The sequence below is a fragment of the Aliiglaciecola sp. M165 genome (genome assembly GCF_007197995.1).
Taxonomy (GTDB): domain Bacteria; phylum Pseudomonadota; class Gammaproteobacteria; order Enterobacterales; family Alteromonadaceae; genus Aliiglaciecola.
Genome location: NZ_VKKH01000002.1, coordinates 407,543 through 423,752, shown reverse-complemented (window position 1 = coordinate 423,752; position 16,210 = coordinate 407,543). Strand labels below are relative to the sequence as shown.

General features: G+C 42.3%; 14 protein-coding genes. 8 read left to right on the top strand and 6 right to left on the bottom strand.

Annotated features, from left to right (window positions below; all coding sequences use genetic code 11):
- Window positions 1–13 precede the first annotated feature (13 nt).
- Window positions 14–1,441 carry a sensor domain-containing diguanylate cyclase gene (locus tag FM019_RS04090; protein ID WP_143834626.1) on the bottom strand — a complete coding sequence of 476 codons (1,428 nt, stop codon included), beginning with the start codon at window positions 1,439–1,441 and terminating at the stop codon, window positions 14–16.
- Window positions 1,442–1,776: 335 nt separating this feature from the next.
- Here FM019_RS04090 and glmU point away from each other — a divergent pair, with 335 nt between their 5' ends.
- Window positions 1,777–3,135, top strand: a complete 1,359-nt coding sequence (glmU, locus tag FM019_RS04085) for a bifunctional UDP-N-acetylglucosamine diphosphorylase/glucosamine-1-phosphate N-acetyltransferase GlmU (RefSeq protein ID WP_143834625.1) — start codon at window positions 1,777–1,779, stop codon at window positions 3,133–3,135.
- A 50-nt stretch (window positions 3,136–3,185) separates the two neighbouring features.
- Here glmU and FM019_RS04080 read toward each other — a convergent pair whose 3' ends face one another.
- Window positions 3,186–3,854 carry a DUF2306 domain-containing protein gene (locus FM019_RS04080; protein WP_143834624.1) on the bottom strand — a complete coding sequence of 223 codons (669 nt, stop codon included), beginning with the start codon at window positions 3,852–3,854 and terminating at the stop codon, window positions 3,186–3,188.
- Window positions 3,855–4,074: 220 nt separating this feature from the next.
- Here FM019_RS04080 and FM019_RS04075 point away from each other — a divergent pair, with 220 nt between their 5' ends.
- The 3 genes from FM019_RS04075 (at window position 4,075) to glmS (ending at window position 7,980) form a co-directional block, all read left to right on the top strand.
- A complete protein-coding gene (locus tag FM019_RS04075; RefSeq protein WP_143834623.1) occupies window positions 4,075–5,235 on the top strand; it encodes a helix-turn-helix domain-containing protein in 1,161 nt (386 codons plus the stop codon).
- 106 nt (window positions 5,236–5,341) lie between these two features.
- Window positions 5,342–6,109, top strand: coding sequence for a DeoR/GlpR family DNA-binding transcription regulator (locus FM019_RS04070; protein WP_143834622.1), 768 nt, complete (start codon window positions 5,342–5,344; stop codon window positions 6,107–6,109).
- Between the two features lie 38 nt (window positions 6,110–6,147).
- The gene (gene glmS, locus FM019_RS04065; protein WP_143834621.1) at window positions 6,148–7,980 is read left to right on the top strand and encodes a glutamine--fructose-6-phosphate transaminase (isomerizing); all 1,833 of its coding nucleotides are present in this window, start codon (window positions 6,148–6,150) and stop codon (window positions 7,978–7,980) included.
- A 201-nt stretch (window positions 7,981–8,181) separates the two neighbouring features.
- Here the strand turns inward: glmS and FM019_RS04060 are convergent, their stop codons facing one another.
- Window positions 8,182–9,081 (bottom strand): transporter substrate-binding domain-containing protein, encoded by a 900-nt coding sequence (locus tag FM019_RS04060; RefSeq protein ID WP_143834620.1) that lies wholly within the window; start codon window positions 9,079–9,081, stop codon window positions 8,182–8,184.
- 218 nt (window positions 9,082–9,299) lie between these two features.
- Window positions 9,300–9,761 (bottom strand): hypothetical protein, encoded by a 462-nt coding sequence (locus FM019_RS04055; RefSeq protein ID WP_143834619.1) that lies wholly within the window; start codon window positions 9,759–9,761, stop codon window positions 9,300–9,302.
- Window positions 9,762–10,146: 385 nt separating this feature from the next.
- Here FM019_RS04055 and FM019_RS20955 point away from each other — a divergent pair, with 385 nt between their 5' ends.
- Together FM019_RS20955 and FM019_RS04050 are read left to right on the top strand one after the other, a co-directional pair.
- The gene (locus FM019_RS20955; protein ID WP_260681520.1) at window positions 10,147–10,278 is read left to right on the top strand and encodes a hypothetical protein; all 132 of its coding nucleotides are present in this window, start codon (window positions 10,147–10,149) and stop codon (window positions 10,276–10,278) included.
- A 230-nt stretch (window positions 10,279–10,508) separates the two neighbouring features.
- Window positions 10,509–12,455, top strand: a complete 1,947-nt coding sequence (locus tag FM019_RS04050) for an ATP-dependent DNA helicase RecQ (RefSeq protein ID WP_143834618.1) — start codon at window positions 10,509–10,511, stop codon at window positions 12,453–12,455.
- Window positions 12,456–12,662: 207 nt separating this feature from the next.
- Here FM019_RS04050 and FM019_RS04045 read toward each other — a convergent pair whose 3' ends face one another.
- Window positions 12,663–13,328: an AraC family transcriptional regulator gene (locus tag FM019_RS04045; RefSeq protein ID WP_143834617.1), complete on the bottom strand. Its 666-nt coding sequence runs from the start codon at window positions 13,326–13,328 to the stop codon at window positions 12,663–12,665.
- A 119-nt stretch (window positions 13,329–13,447) separates the two neighbouring features.
- Here FM019_RS04045 and FM019_RS04040 point away from each other — a divergent pair, with 119 nt between their 5' ends.
- The gene (locus FM019_RS04040) at window positions 13,448–14,377 is read left to right on the top strand and encodes an alpha/beta fold hydrolase (RefSeq protein WP_143834616.1); all 930 of its coding nucleotides are present in this window, start codon (window positions 13,448–13,450) and stop codon (window positions 14,375–14,377) included.
- A gap of 77 nt (window positions 14,378–14,454) precedes the next feature.
- Here the strand turns inward: FM019_RS04040 and FM019_RS20780 are convergent, their stop codons facing one another.
- Window positions 14,455–14,592 carry a hypothetical protein gene (locus FM019_RS20780; RefSeq protein ID WP_185969179.1) on the bottom strand — a complete coding sequence of 46 codons (138 nt, stop codon included), beginning with the start codon at window positions 14,590–14,592 and terminating at the stop codon, window positions 14,455–14,457.
- 632 nt (window positions 14,593–15,224) lie between these two features.
- On the opposite strand from FM019_RS20780, the gene FM019_RS04035 reads away from it, so the two are divergent.
- The gene (locus FM019_RS04035; protein ID WP_143834615.1) at window positions 15,225–16,103 is read left to right on the top strand and encodes an NAD(P)-dependent oxidoreductase; all 879 of its coding nucleotides are present in this window, start codon (window positions 15,225–15,227) and stop codon (window positions 16,101–16,103) included.
- Window positions 16,104–16,210: the final 107 nt, after the last annotated feature.

The following is a 16,210-nucleotide window of genomic DNA, read 5'->3' as shown; positions in this document are numbered from 1 at the left end:
CGAGTGCTAAACGTTAGGCAGCTTTTGCCAGTTGCATTTTCACCATATTTCGCCCATCACGCTTGGCTTGATACAGGGCATCATCGGCGTAGCCAAGTATTTCAGTTAACGGACGCACAGTTTCAGTGTGTGAGACGCCAAAACTAGCCGTGATTTGCAAAGATATAGAGCCTGTCGACGCAGTCATGTTAGCCATACTTTCTCTAAGCTTTTGTGCTACCTCAAAGGATTGCTCTGGTGTTGTATCAGGTAACAACAATACAAACTCTTCACCACCCCAACGACCCACCACGTCACCATCTCGGAGCTGACCTTGCAACATGGCGGAGATTTGACGTAAAACAGTGTCTCCGGCGTTATGTCCGTGGGTATCATTGACGGCTTTGAAGTGATCGATATCAATCAACACCACACCTACAGATTTCTTTTGGTCGAGCATTTCAGCATAACGCAGCTCAACTTTATTTCTATTTGGTAACCGGGTGAGGGGGTCGGTTTGAAAATTCTTTTGCATGTCCTGCTTGAAGTAGTAAAGCAAATGATAAATGAGTAAAAATAGCGCAAATATAATCACTAAAAGTGTCACAACGCTAACCACAAAACTTCGGCTAATTTCCGTTTGTCTGGCTTGTAAAGGTGTTAATAGGTACATTGTCCAACCAAAGGGGTCGACCTCCACCTCTGCTATCAGTGCATCTTTACCATCCACCCGCACTAATGCATTATTTAGAGAGCCACCGGGTAGCTTTTCTAAATCCAAACCCTGGTACCAATCTAAGCTTTCCAAGGTTGTAAATGTGGTTTTGTCTACGATCAACTCAGGATCTGAAGACAGGGCAATATTATTGTCTTGATCAACAAAAATAAAATCATAGCCATGCTGTTTTTTGTATTCGTCAAATATCCCAACAAAGCTGTCTAGGCTCTTGCTGATCCCAAAAAAGCCCATGAACTCTTGTTTGTCGTTATAAATTTTCAGATCGATATAAAAGTGTGGATCTTCCCACTGCCCAATATCAGCAATCGCATCTTGCTCCCAATTTTTGTAGCGGAAGTACCAGTCTACCTTGCCTTCTTCCAGCGCGAGTTTTGTACCATTGGAATTGTATTGTGTGCGGCTGACTTCGCTGGCGATAAAAAATCCCATACCAAATTCCTGCTCAATTCGTTTTAGCATGGCAAACATTGCGGCTTCGTCAATTTCATCGCTCAACACAAGTTCTTGAAGTTCTTTGGCTTCAACCAGAGTTTGAGAAACGTGTAGAGGTTTTAGCAGTTGATCCACAATAAGTGAGATTGCTGGGGAAATTGACTGTTGCTGAGCTCGACTTTGTTCGGCGACAATTTTTGATGCAGTAAAATGAACTAGCGTGACGATAGAGATCACAACTACAGCAAACAAAATTAATATACTACGGTGCAAGGTGCGAAACGCGTTCACAAGACGTCCACTTTCTTCTTAATAAATACTTTATGGTGATATCTTAACCATATGCGGCCGGAAGCGCCATGACTAAAATTAGATCGAATCGCCTGAAAAACCTGATGAGATGAATAAGCTAAGCCTGAAAACAGCGCTAATTATGCCTCTCTCAGCGTTGTTTACAAAGCGCTACGAGCGACTAGACAACGTCGCGAATGCTTTGATTGGCGCATAAATATCACCATTCTCCAAGATAAAAGCAGAGTGGATAGATTATTTAGCCTCACATTTGACTAGACGTTCCGATAAGCTTACGTAAAATAATCGCCAATAACTCATTACAAGGGAAACACATGGCATTATCTGTGGTAATACTAGCTGCTGGCAAAGGCACTAGAATGAAATCGAAACTTCCTAAAGTTTTGCATCCAGTAGCAGAAAAACCGATGGTCCAACACATAATCGACACCGTTAATACCTTGGGTGCCGATAATATCCATTTGATTTATGGTCATGGTGGTGAGCAGCTAAAAAGCGCACTTTCACACAATTCCCTTAATTGGTGTTTACAAGCTGAGCAGTTAGGAACGGGTCATGCTGTACAACAAGCGGCTGATCATATCAGTGATGATGAGGATGTGCTGATCCTTGTGGGTGATGCGCCACTCATTAAAGCGTCCACACTGCAACAACTCCTTGACGTTAAGCAAACGGCAGATTTAGCCTTACTGACCGTGCGCCTTGACGACCCCACAGGCATGGGACGAATTATTCGCGAAGGCGACCAGGTCAAAGCGATAGTCGAGCACAAAGACGCGTCAGATGCTCAGCGTCAAATAAAAGAAATCAATACTGGCATGATGATCATGGGCGGCGCCAATCTTAAACGTTGGTTGTCTGCGCTCAAAAGTGACAACGCTCAGGGGGAGTACTATCTTACTGATGTGATTGAGATGGCAGCCAATGAAGGTAAAGTCATTAAGGCCGCTCACCCAACAAATGCCGTAGAAGTAGAAGGTATTAACAATCGTCTGCAATTGGCGATGATTGAGTGTGCATATCAACACGAAAAAGCTACTGAGTTGTTGCTTGATGGACTGTATATCCTCGATCCTCACCGTTTTGATCTGCGCGGCGAATTGACCTTTGGTGAGGATTGCCAAATTGACGTGAATGCGATTATCAAAGGCAAAGTAGTGCTGGGTGATAACGTGAAAATTGGCCCTAACTGCGTGCTGACCGATTGTGAAATTGGCAGTGGTACGGTAGTAGAAGCCAATTCGGTGATAGAGCAAGCCGTTGTGCATCAAAATTGCACTATAGGTCCATTCGGACGTCTCAGGCCAGGCGCTGTGATGATGGACAACTCCAAAGTCGGAAACTTCGTTGAAATGAAGAAGACGACCCTTGGCAAAGGCTCTAAAGCGAATCATTTTACTTATCTTGGTGACACGGTAGTAGGCGAGGGGGCCAATATTGGCGCAGGAACCATTACCTGTAATTACGATGGAGTGAATAAATTTACAACACAAATCGGCGACGGTGCATTTATTGGTTCGAATAGTTCCCTCGTTGCTCCTGTAACCGTGGGGGCTAATGCGACGGTTGGTGCGGGCTCAGTATTAACAAAAGATGTGGCTGATAATGAATTGGCTATTGCTCGCGGCAAGCAACGTAATATCAATAGTTGGGAAAGACCAACCAAAAAATAGTGGGTCACAGCGGCTAGCCTAGCAGTCAAAGCAACGCGCTTATTTGTTCGTTAAGCGCGTTTTGTTTTTTTAGATTGTAAAAAAGTCTTGGCAATAAAAAACAACATGACTATTAAAATTAGCGGCTCTGGAATGCCTAAAACGCCAGAGTTTCTAATCGATTCAGGAAACGCAGAGGCCCCTGGCCCGGTAAACAACGAACCCGCAGCAATAAAATACGAGAACGTCATCCGCCATATGTGCCGCACCAGGCGCTGTTTTTCGCTTAATGTGTTTTTCAATAAAATATAGCTGTCGAGCAACCCACCTAATAAAGCGATTCCGCCAATAAAAAAATAAGCCACATGGCTAAATCCAGCAAATTGATTGTCAACTGAATCTAATGCCATGAGCCCCGCTGCCATGGCACACAATCCAACCAATAAAATGCTTAGACATGGTGTGATAACCCACTTGTCAAAAATTATGCGTTTGCTCGTCGCTGCGTGCCAAGCGGTTAACACCAGGTAGCATGTTAATAGTGCAGCGAACACATTAATGATTTGGCTTTTTATTAGTGCCGCCAATAACCCGGAAGCTGCCATAATCAACATGGTCAAAACATAGCCTTTTCCAACTAGGCGATGTGCCTTTGCTCCTTTTTTACTGGTGAGTGAAAAAAAGCCCAAAATTACCGCTGCAGTGCCAAAAACAACATGAATAAAAAGAATAAACGCCATACCCACTTTCTTCTGTAATGAATTCAAGCACAGTTTTACTAAAGCTTGCTTTTTTGTCGTCTCTCCCTACAGGGAAAACGATTAATTCTGTCCTAGCCGATACATTCGGACAGACAACAACGAAATATTGATATCCAAGTCAAAGGCTTATGTTATCTTTTTAGCATCTCATACAGATTCAAAGTGCTCAGTTTACTTTGCAAAGAACGACAACAACTAAATGACAGAAAAACTCACTTTGGTATTAACCGCTGCCACTTTTGGGCAAATAGCCTTGGCTTTATGTTTATTGGCAGTAAAAAATGCCTCTCAGCCTGCTAACCAACCGTTGATATGGTTTTTTGCAGCATTAGGTTGCTTGTTAATTCAACCTCTAGCAAAGGCTTTTTTACCTGAAGCGGAACTGTACAGTATCTTATTAATGTTGCCTGCGCTGTTATTGTTGGCTCCCTTATTGTGGCTGTATGTATTGGGTATGACCGCGGCTCCAGGCAGTGTGTCTCACCCCAGGAAATGGCCGCATTTTGTGTTAGCTATTGCCGGTTTAATTGTGTCTACACTGACAGCTTTATTACCCAGAAACACACTTCATGCCTTGTTGGCTACTGAAGATGCGCAAATGTCCTATTACGTTGGCATTTTGATGATACTTGCTTTTTTACTCGTTCTAAGTTGGCTGGCGCAATCACTGTTTTATGTTATCCGCATTATCAATCGCATTAACCGTTATCACCGCTTACTCAATGATCATTATGCGAATAATGAATCTCGGAAGTTGAACTGGATGTTAGTGGTATGTGGACTGCTAATCGCTATATGGTTGACAGCAGCGTTGGCAGTTTTTGTTGATAATGTATTTGGAGTCAAAATTGTTACCACCAGTGGTGCAACCCTAATGGCTTTGATATGGGTATGGAGCTTGTCGATTTTTGCAATTTTCCAAGAGCCTGGCTTTGAAGAGGAACTATTGAATGAGACGCCCTCAGATGAAATGGATCAGAATGAAGAAAAAAAGTATCAACGCTCTGCGTTAGACAAAAGCCACTCACAGCGAATTGCTCAGAAACTTGAGGAATTAATGGAGACGCAACAAGTCTATCTGGATCCCAGTATTTCGCTAACGAAGTTAGCCAGCTTAACAGGAATTTCGTCGAACTACGTTTCACAAACCCTGAACGAAACCTTGGGGCAAAGCTTTTTTGACTACATTAATTCATGGCGCATCCGACATGCTAAACCCCTGCTGCTGGGATCTGAAAAAAGTATTTTAGAAATTGCTTTTGAAGTGGGATTCAACGCACGGTCATCATTTTATAAGTCGTTTAAGCAATTCACCCAGCAAACACCGAGTCAGTTTCGGCGAGAAAACAAATTACACTGAATTAAAAAATATACCTTTATATCGAAAGATATACTTGCAAAACGAAAATTATTAACTAGAATTCCTTTCGTTTTGAAATTTAAACCTTTCGATTAGGCTAATAACTTTGCAAAAACGTAACACTCAACAACGCCGACGGGCCATCATTGAACGCTTAAACCAGCGTGGTGAGGTGGCTGTTGAAGAGTTGTCTAAAGTATTTAATACGTCAGAAGTTACGATTCGAAAAGATTTGGCTGAACTTGAAAGTAATGGTTTATTGCTAAGGAAATTTGGCGGGGCTGTGTTATTGCCCACAGAATCATCTGAATTATCCACTGCTAATCTTTCAAATCGAAAGAAAGCTATAGCTAGTCTAGCCGCAACGCTTATTCGCGACCACAATCGAATTATTGTCGATAGTGGCAGCACCACCTCTGCACTTATCCCGCATTTGCCATCCAAATTGGGTTTAGTGGTTATGACCAACTCATTGCATGTGGCGAACTCATTGTTGGAACTAGAAAATGAGCCCCAGGTACTGATGACAGGAGGCACCTGGGATCAACAATCTCATTCTTTCCAAGGTCAAATGGCTGAACAAATGTTAAGGGCCTATAATTTCGACCAGGCATTTTTAGGTGCAGCAGGCTTAGATACACAAAGAGGCTCTACTACCTTTAACGAATTAACTTCTCTGAGCCGCACCATGGCCGAGGTGACTAAACAAGTCATTGTGCTGGCTGAGTCAGAAAAACTAGAGCGAAAAATTCCTAATGTGGAACTGCCTTGGTCGCAGATTTCCGTATTGGTGACAGATGATGGCATCGACAACGATGCCAAACAACAAATTGAACAACATGGCGTGACGGTACTTTGCGCCAATGTTATGTAAAGAATAAAACACAACCGCAAACACATTAGGAGAACAGTATGTGTGGGATTGTAGGCGCAATTGCCGAACGAAATGTCGTAGATATCTTAATTGAAGGTTTAAAGAGACTGGAATACCGAGGCTACGATTCAGCTGGTGTCGCATTGTTAGATGGCAGCGGAAACCTCACCCGTGAGCGTCAAGTAGGCAAAGTGCAAGCACTTCGAGACGCTATCACTGCAAATCCAGTGAAAGGCACCACAGGTATTGCACATACACGTTGGGCGACTCATGGTGGCGTCAATCAACAAAACGCCCATCCACATTTTTCTGATGAACGCATCGCGGTTGTGCATAATGGAATTATTGAAAATTACGAATCACTCAGAGAAGACCTGCTCTCTAAAGGCTATTCTTTTGGTTCAGACACTGATACTGAAACCATCGCCCACACCGTGCATGAAGAAATCAAAAAAGGGAAGCCTCTGTTAAAAGCCGTACAGGATTCCGTCAAACAATTCCATGGTGCTTACGGTACTGTGATCATGGACAAGCAAGACGCTAATCGTGTTGTGGTTGCCCGTTCGGGCAGCCCATTAGTTATTGGGTTAGGCATTGGAGAAAATTTCATTGCCTCTGATCAAATGGCATTATTGCCTGTGACGCGCCGATTCATCTTCTTGGAAGAAGGCGATGTGGCAGAAATAACCCGTACTAGCATCGAAATTTACGATTCAGAGGGTAACGCAGTTGAGCGTGAAGTGTTCGATTCTGAAATAGAACATGATGCCGGTGATAAAGGCGGTTATCGCCACTACATGCTTAAAGAAATTCATGAGCAACCTACAGTCGTGCGCAATACGTTGCAAAGCCGTTTAGGTGAAACCGACCTGGTTGAAGGCATTTTTGGTGCTGGCTCAGAAGATATTTTGAAAGATATCAAACATGTGCAAATCATTGCCTGCGGAACTAGCTACCATGCGGGTATGACTGCACGATATTGGTTAGAGCAGTATGCAAACGTGTCGTGCAATATAGAAATCGCATCAGAATTCCGTTACCGCAAATCTGTTGTGCATCCAAACAGTTTATTGGTGACCATTTCTCAATCAGGCGAAACAGCAGATACCTTAGCAGCGTTAAGACTTGCCAAAGAATTAGGTTACACCTCAAGTTTAACCATCTGTAATGTACCTGGCTCGTCATTGGTGCGCGAATCAGACATGGCGTTTATGACCTTAGCGGGTGCCGAAATCGGCGTTGCATCGACTAAAGCATTCACCACTCAGCTTACCGGCTTTTTGATGTTGACCTTGGCATTAGGTAAATACAACGGTATTTCAGCTCAGGACAAACAGTCGATTATTCGTGGTCTGCACAGCCTGCCTAGTAAGCTTGAAGAAACACTCAGCCTTACCGCTGGGATTGAAGACTTGGCAGAAGAGTTTGCTGACAAACATCATAGTTTGTTCCTTGGCCGCGGTGATCAGTATCCCATTGCTATGGAAGGGGCATTAAAGCTCAAAGAAATATCCTACATTCACGCAGAAGCCTATGCTTCAGGTGAATTGAAACACGGACCATTGGCACTGATTGACGATGAAATGCCCGTAATCGTCGTAGCACCTAACAACGAGTTGTTAGAAAAACTCAAATCCAATGTCGAAGAAGTACGTGCTCGCGGCGGCATCATGTATGTCTTCGCCGATAAAAATGCCAACTTCGCCAGCGACGAAACCATGCGGGTTATCAATGTACCCCATTGTGAAGACCCCATCGCACCCATCATCTATACCTTGCCACTACAGCTTCTGTCTTACTACGTAGCAGTGATTAAAGGCACAGATGTTGACCAGCCAAGAAACTTGGCAAAGTCAGTGACGGTAGAATAAGAAAAAGGGGCGAAAGCCCCTTTTTTGCTAGTGAGTACTCGAACGTTGCCACAAGCCTGATTCAATTGCAGTAATGAGCAACAACTAAAAATATTTTGGCCGAGAAATTTCAATGCCCAAGCTCATATACATCCGTTAGAGTAGTGTTTGAGTTCACGAATAGTGGAAGAATGAAATGCGAGGTATGTTTTGAACTGGTCTTTAATTGTCTACCAAATTGTAATCAAACCATAGTTCATTGCGATCTAGAGGAGTATTTTCAGGTAAGAGGGGATTTCCCACTTCAATTACTCTTCTATTCTTTAAATCTAGCATATCGATATATTTAGAGAACGTCTGCTCGAATAACTGTTTCAGTTCCCCAGACTCTACCATTTTTTCCAAACCGTATTTCAATCGTTCAGCAATTCTAGGATATTTAGGGGATACAAAAAAATAACTAGGTGCTGGCATATGCAGTAAAATATTGGGTTCGACAGTTAAATCATCATAAAAACGCCTACGCAATCTAATTTCTTCGTAGGCTTCGTGTATACCTCTTATCGTATAATCAAAGCCTTTACCATGCAGCATTTCAAAAATCATATCGTAGGAATCTACTTCGACTATATTAAAATCTAGCGTTTCTAACATGGTGCGAATAGTCCACCCGCGCTTTAAACCCACCGACATTTCTTTGAGCTGTTTTACGTTAGTGATGCTATGAAATTGCTTCAAATTGTCTTTGTGAACCAATAGTAATCTATATTTAAATATGCCTCGTCTCACTGGAATGCGAATAGGAATTGCCTTATTTTCCCATTCGCTGGAAGTCATGGCCACAGAAACATTAATAAGCTTCCCTTCTTCCAATGCTTGTAAAACCCGATGACTAGGGAGTTCGACATCCAATCTATTTATAGAAAATGGCCCATATTTCTTTTGGCTGATACGAAGAGCTCGAACCATTAAATTCTCAATGTAACGACCACGCAAATCCAAACTCGACGAACCATATTTGATACGGATATCATCCGCTGCCGCTTCCGGTAAGCCGGAGCAATAAAACCAAATTAGAAGAACGGCTTGAATAAATAATTTAATCAAAATAGTGGTAACCATTATTTGGACCTGTCTGAGAATACAATAATTTGATGCATGTTAAAAATATGAAAGGGAATCTGGGTTAGATTTAGCCCCAACTAAACTAACATCCGCGTTCTAATTACTGCTCGATTCTGAACTCAAAAAAGGTTTGCAGATTAAAAGAGGGAACGTAGACTCGAAAATGCCTTTTCTATGTTCCCTAATCGAATCTAAGGCTGGTAAATTGGATTGTGTTAGAGGGCATTAATTACCACATTGTAATCAACTTGATAGTCTTGCCCTGTGGCGACATCGTTTAGCAAGGTGATTTGGCCATAAATTTGAATGGTTAAATCAGCGCCATTTCCCTTGGTCGTGACTGTCACCACTTGTCCATCTGTCATGACTGTCTTGCCTGCTTTTCCGCCAGATACTTCTGCCGTAGCAATAAATTCCAGCTCCGCATTGTTACTACCGGTAATTGATACTTCATAATCAGTGTTGCGAGCTAAATCGCTGATGACAATTTGACCGATTGAAATGTTGGGATCGCTGGCATTACAGGGCCCAGACAAATTACTGGATGAGTCAATACTGCAACTTGAACCTGCATCTGCGGTAATACCCCCGTAATGAAGGCTTCCTACTTCGGTTATGACCTGTAAGCTCGTTAATACAAATGCAGAAGCATGAGCGAAACAAGAAAAAAGGACCATAAAAACTAATAAGATTGATTTAAACATAACTGAAGGTTGGCGCAGGACTTAAACGTGTCGCATGAATCAAAACTGGCGGTATGTTACTCGAGAACTAATGGTTTAGGAAGGTGAATAATATAGACACTTCGATAGGCTGAGATGACAGTAATTCAATTGGCCATAGAGTTAGTCATTTTGCGCTTTATTTTTTGTCTTCGTGCGAACACTTTTAGGTACCCAAAATGTTTCTGGATCTTTGTCAATTCTCACTGTGTAAAAGTGGGTTATGTATTGGTGCAAATGTCGACAAGGGAAATGGGTTGACATTGAAACCCATACAAGGCAATTTAAATTACCCGGTCAGATAATTGACCGGGTTTTAATGTTGTTAAGGAAAATAAAAATGAAAAAACTACGTAATATCTCAGTTGTATTATTGCTTGCCCTTTCCTCCGCTACGGCTTTTGCGGGAGATGAAAATGATGACAACAAGTGCCCTATTCCTGAGTGGCCGATGTTCTGCGATACCTTGTAGTTTCAACTTAAAAGGTAAAATTCCGGCAGCTTAAACGCTGCCGCGTTTGGCTGATTCTGTAACGACTCCCGAAGAATGGTTTAATGAGATAGTGACCTCGAATTCCTGATGCTCTGAGTCATTTCAAACTGTTGCAACTCATGTGTTTCATAAAACTAGCCTTGTGAATAGATAGTTAGGCGATTAGGCTTAGGCCACGTTGAATATACAAGTCGAACAGGAAAGTCTTAGTGGATCCCACAACACTGCGCTCTTCGCTTAAGCAACATTTTGGATTTGATGATTTTCGCGGTGGCCAGCAACAGGTTATCGAGCAATTACTCGGCGGTGATTCTTCATTAGCCATTTTCCCAACAGGTTCGGGTAAATCTCTGTGTTATCAAATGGCGGCTTTGCACCTTCCCAATCTCACTCTGGTCGTTTCGCCTCTGCTGGCATTAATGAAAGATCAAGTGACCTTTTTGAAAGGAAAGGGTATCGCCGCTGAGTGCATTGATTCGTCTCAGACCTACGAACAATCTCAGCAAGTGATGCGAGAAGTTAAAAGCAGGCACTGCAAAATATTAATGGTGTCAGTGGAGCGATTCAAAAATGAGCGTTTCCGTCACTTTATTCAATCGATTGCCGTGTCGCTGATGGTGGTGGATGAGGCACACTGTATTTCAGAATGGGGCCATAATTTCAGACCAGACTATTTAAAACTACCCAGCTATCAGCGTCAGCTGAAAATTCCGTTAGTTTTGCTTTTGACTGCTACCGCCACGGCGCAGGTTAAAAAGGATATGGCCAAACGATTTTCTATCCAACCGCAGCATATTGTGCAAACCGGTTTTTATCGTTCGAATCTGGATTTGTCAGTATTACCTTGTTCTTCAGCTAGCAAAGGACAAACGTTAATGGAGCTGATAGGGCAATTCGCAGGGTCAGGAATTGTCTACGTTACGCTGCAAAAAACCGCAGATGATGTGGCGAGTTTTCTAAGAAAAAGTGGTGTTGCAGCGCAGAGTTACCATGCCGGTATGGACAACGACAAACGGCAGTCGATTCAACACCAATTTATGCAAGACAAGGTGCAAGTTATTGTGGCGACTATCGCCTTCGGTATGGGGATCGATAAATCCAATATTCGTTTTGTCGTGCATTATGATTTACCTAAATCCATCGAAAACTATAGCCAGGAAGTAGGCCGTGCCGGACGTGATGGCCAAGCTTCTAAATGTGTCATTCTTGCCAATTTGGATGGACTCACCACGTTGGAAAACTTTGTGTATGGTGATACACCCGATGCAGAGGCAATAAAGGCCGTCGTTGATGATATTCAACTAGGTCTAGAGCATGCACAGTGGGAAACTCAAATGACGGCGTTGTCAAATCAAACCAATATCCGCTTGCTGCCCCTGAAAACACTGTTGGTGCAATTAGAATTACTAAACGTCATCGTCCCCAAATATGCCTATTTCGCCGAATTCAAATTTCGCTTCAACCAATCTATTGAACTGATTTTGTCGGGATTTGATGCCTCCAGACAAGGATTTTTAAAGCAAATATTTAAACATAGCCCAGTCAAAAAAGTCTGGGCGACTTTGGATATGAATGCTTTACTCACTGAAGAACAAGTCGAAAGAAGTCGTGTCATCGCTGCGCTGGACTACCTGGCTGACAGAGGCTTAATTGAGCTACAAAGCAAACAAAATACTGAGGTATTTGATGTCAATAAGGAAAAACTGGACAGTCCGGAACTGACTGAGTCATTAACCGCTTATTTTCTTGAAAAAGAACAAAAAGAAATATCCCGTATTCACGCGCTGGTGGCGTTCTTCCAAACGGCTCACTGTTTACATGCAAGCCTTGCTAGCTATTTTGATGATCATCAAGCACCAAAAAATTGCGGCCATTGCAGTGTGTGTAGGGGAGAAATTGCTAAACTAGAAGCTCCCCTGTTAGGAGCAGAGATTGATGAGGCAGTTTTGAAACTAACCAGACAATGGCTCAACCAGGAATATTCCAGCAAACTTTCTACTCGAGTAAGTATTGATAGCTGCTGCCGATTTTTAACCGGCATTACTAGCCCGTATCTGACACGTATTCGTGCCAAGTCTCAGAAAAATTTTGGTGTTTACCAGCAAATACCTTATGCCAAGATCCGTGAATCTGTGCTTGCCAATTGGAAAAATTGAGCATAAAAGAGTGGGGGCAATTCAGTTTATTCAATTGAATTCGAACCTAGTTTCTTACAATCTCGATATCACCTAAAAATAGACCTGACGCCAGAGCACAATCCCGTGTATCGAGTGAGTACTGACCAAAAATTTTATTGCCAGAATTAACAAACGCCAGAATACCCTTAGTTTAGGATCTAGGTCGCATTATGTTCGCTTTCTAAATTATTCATATTTAACTAATGTCGATATATTGCGCAAACTATTGATGCCTACAGACGGCGTTATGCCAAATAGTGCTTTTGCGGTTTTAGATATATGTGCCGCATCAGAAAACCCAGCATCGATTCCAGCATGTCCGATAATTTGGCCTTGGAATACGTTGGAGGTGACACTGATGCTAGCCGCCCATTTTTTGAATCTTCGGAATGTCTGGCCTGTGACGTCTTTGAAATACTTCAATGCCTGGGATCGCTCTAGACCAAGTTTTATGGCCAACTCATCTTGTGTCATTCGATTCAAAGGTGAAGTATATAGCTCTTCTAAAATGGTCAAGAGCGTTTTATCTGGCACGACTTCTTTAGCGTTTAAATAATTACGAAAAGTATCAATTTTACAGTGCTCTTTGTTGTGAAAAGCTTCGGGTATGTACGTCCAATCGTTGCATAGCTGCGTAAAATCATCCTGATTATCGGGTAATTTCACGCCATCTAAATACAAAATTTCTGCTCCGCCTTGGGGAATGACCACGCTGTGATACCTATCTGGCTTAATGCAAATAATACTGCCTTCAACTTCGATGTTTTTATCCGCAACACGAATACTTCCTCGTTCACAAAATATCACGCAGACCATGAAATTCTCGTGAAGCGCGAGTTTTGTCTGTGACATTGAAAAAAGGTGGGACCGAAATTGACTAGGTATACGATGCATGGGGCTCCGATAAACTGCTCGTTTTTACAATGTCGCATTAAAAAATATTGTTAAAGTCTACAAAACGGGGAGAAACAATGAAACGAATAATCACGTTCACAGTTGGACTTTTGCTGATTGCTTTTGCATTCACATGGTTTGTTTTACCGGTGACAATGAGCCAGTTACTCATTTCCTTAAATAACCAGTTTTCCGGACTCAGCGCTAAAACGGTCGAAACAAAGATAGGACCTATACATTATCTAGAAGGCGGTCAGGGTGAAACCATAGTCTTATTGCATGGCATTTTCGCCAGAAAAGAACATTGGGTAGATTTGGCTCGAACATTAACCCCTTATTATCGTGTTATAGCAATCGATTTGCCGGGCTTTGGAGATAATCAAAAGTTAGAGCCCCAAGACTATGAACTTTCCGCCCAAGCAGAAAATCTGCACATTGTAATGAAGGCGTTGAAGATTGACTTGGCCCACTTTGCAGTTAACTCAATGGGAGCCATGGTTGTTGGTATACTAGCAAAAGAACAGCCGCAGCTTTTAAAATCTCTCGCGTTTATTGGAAGTCCTTTGGGGGTGCCCACAAAGATCGATAGTGACATGCAAAAAGCAATCAAGGTTGGCATCATTCCATTGTTGGTTAAAAGCGAATCGGATTTTGATGAGCGCAACCATTGGTTATTTCCTGAAATCCCAGTAATACCTGCACCTATACTGCAAACATGGAAGCAACAAGAACTCCAAGACACACAAATAAACGAACAAATTTGGCATGCCGCTAATCGTTCTACTAATACTCCTAACTTGATTGAAATTGCCCCCAGTCTGACGATGAAAACATTGATCCTATGGTGCAACCAAGACAGGATTTTTCATGTTAGTGGTGCTGAAGTTCTTCATGAAGCCTTGCCAAATTCAATGACTCAAATTTTAAACCAATGCGGGCATTTGCCTATGCTGGACAGTCACATCGAAGTGAGCGATTTGTATTTGTCGTTTCTCTCCAGCCATTGAACATGTCACATCATTTTTTGGGTACGAAACAGAAACCCTGATAAAATTAACAAAACAGTCAAAATCATCGGTGGCTCTTATATGTCTTCAACAACCGGTTGAAAGCTCGAACGCCAACGGTCGCCTGAAAACCGCTCGATTTCATAAATCGTGGGGGCGGGGTCACCACCTTCAATGATAGATAGATCATTAGCAATTAGAGATAGTCCTGCCAATCCGTCTCCAGGAGAAACGGTTGCAAAGATACACCCTAACTTAACACCCTAACAGCCAGTGGCTTCCATTTCGGATGTGTACCAATATCACGGACTTATTATGTTGTTTAGGCGCTTTTGGCTTAGACTAAGAAAGATAAATAAATGGTTACCAATTACCTTGTTTTTACTTACCAAGTCACTTTTCAGCTCCAAAAAAATCAACTTTTAACGCTGAAATTTGACTATGAATCACATATCAAGGGTGAAACCTATCAATTGTCGTTAGTCAGCCAATTTAGGTCCTATCAGTAAGTAACGTATTGTAATTTATCAATATTATCCACTAAGCAAATTGAAGCAATGAGATTCATTTAACACTATAAAATTTTTCATTACCAAGGTAATTGCCAATATTTATATTTTGGTTGACAAATTGGCAATATGATAATACTGTTTTTAGAAGCTGATTGGTTGGTGGTGTGGTTGGCGTTGCCAAAATACTGTCAGTTTAAAATGAAGAGTTATGTTTGATTTTTACTTCTTTAGGATAACTCTTTGAACAGAATTCGAGCGACGTAGCGCACCTAATGTCATGGTGAGCCCGTTTTCATACTCATAGTAAGTATGCGCCAAATTATTAGGAGTTATTCATGTCTAAACCTGTTATCGGTTTCATCGGCCTTGGCTTAATGGGCGGCAATATGGTCGAGAACCTACAGAACAAAGGTTACGATTTGGTAGTAATGGACCTTAACAAGGATGCCGTTGCTGCATGTGTAGCAAGAGGAGCCAAGACAGTAAGCACGGCAAAAGAACTCGCGTCTGCTTCAGATATTGTCATGCTTTGTCTCACAACATCTGCAATCGTAGAAAAGGTGATTTATGCTGAGGATGGTATTCTCGCCGGGGTGAAAGAAGGCTCAGTACTAGTAGATTTTGGAACCTCTATTCCTGCATCAACGCGCAAAATTGGCGCCGACCTTGCGAAAAAAGGTGTTGGGATGATCGACGCACCATTAGGCCGCACTCCAGCACACGCCAAAGATGGGCTGCTGAATATTATGGCTGCTGGTGATATCGACACTTTTAATAAAGTTAAGCCAGTATTAGAAGAGCAAGGCGAGAATGTATTTCATCTCGGTGCACTTGGAGCAGGCCACACAACGAAACTAATCAACAACTTCATGGGTATGACAACTGTTTGTGCAATGTCCCAAGCATTTGCCGTTGCAGATTTAGCAGGGGTAGATCGACAGCAGTTGTTTGACATCATGTCGACTGGCCCATCAAGCTCTCCATTCATGCAATTTTGTAAAAATTATGCGGTAGACAACGTGAGCGACTTGGGATTCTCCATTGCTAATGCAAACAAAGATTTAGGCTACTTCTTAAAGATGGTTGAAGACTTAGGCACTCAATCGAAGATTGCTGAAGGTTCTTCTGCTAATTTGCAGGCGGCATTCGATGCTGGCATGGGAGCTGGTAATGTTCCCGAAATATTCGACTATTACATGAAACTGGCAAAATAGCGGACCTAGTCGCCAAAGTTTGTGCTTACTTTAGGTAAGCACATCTTGGCTCATTAATAAAAGAAAGTTGCAACAGTGTAGACTCGATTGCTAGCACTGATGGCAAC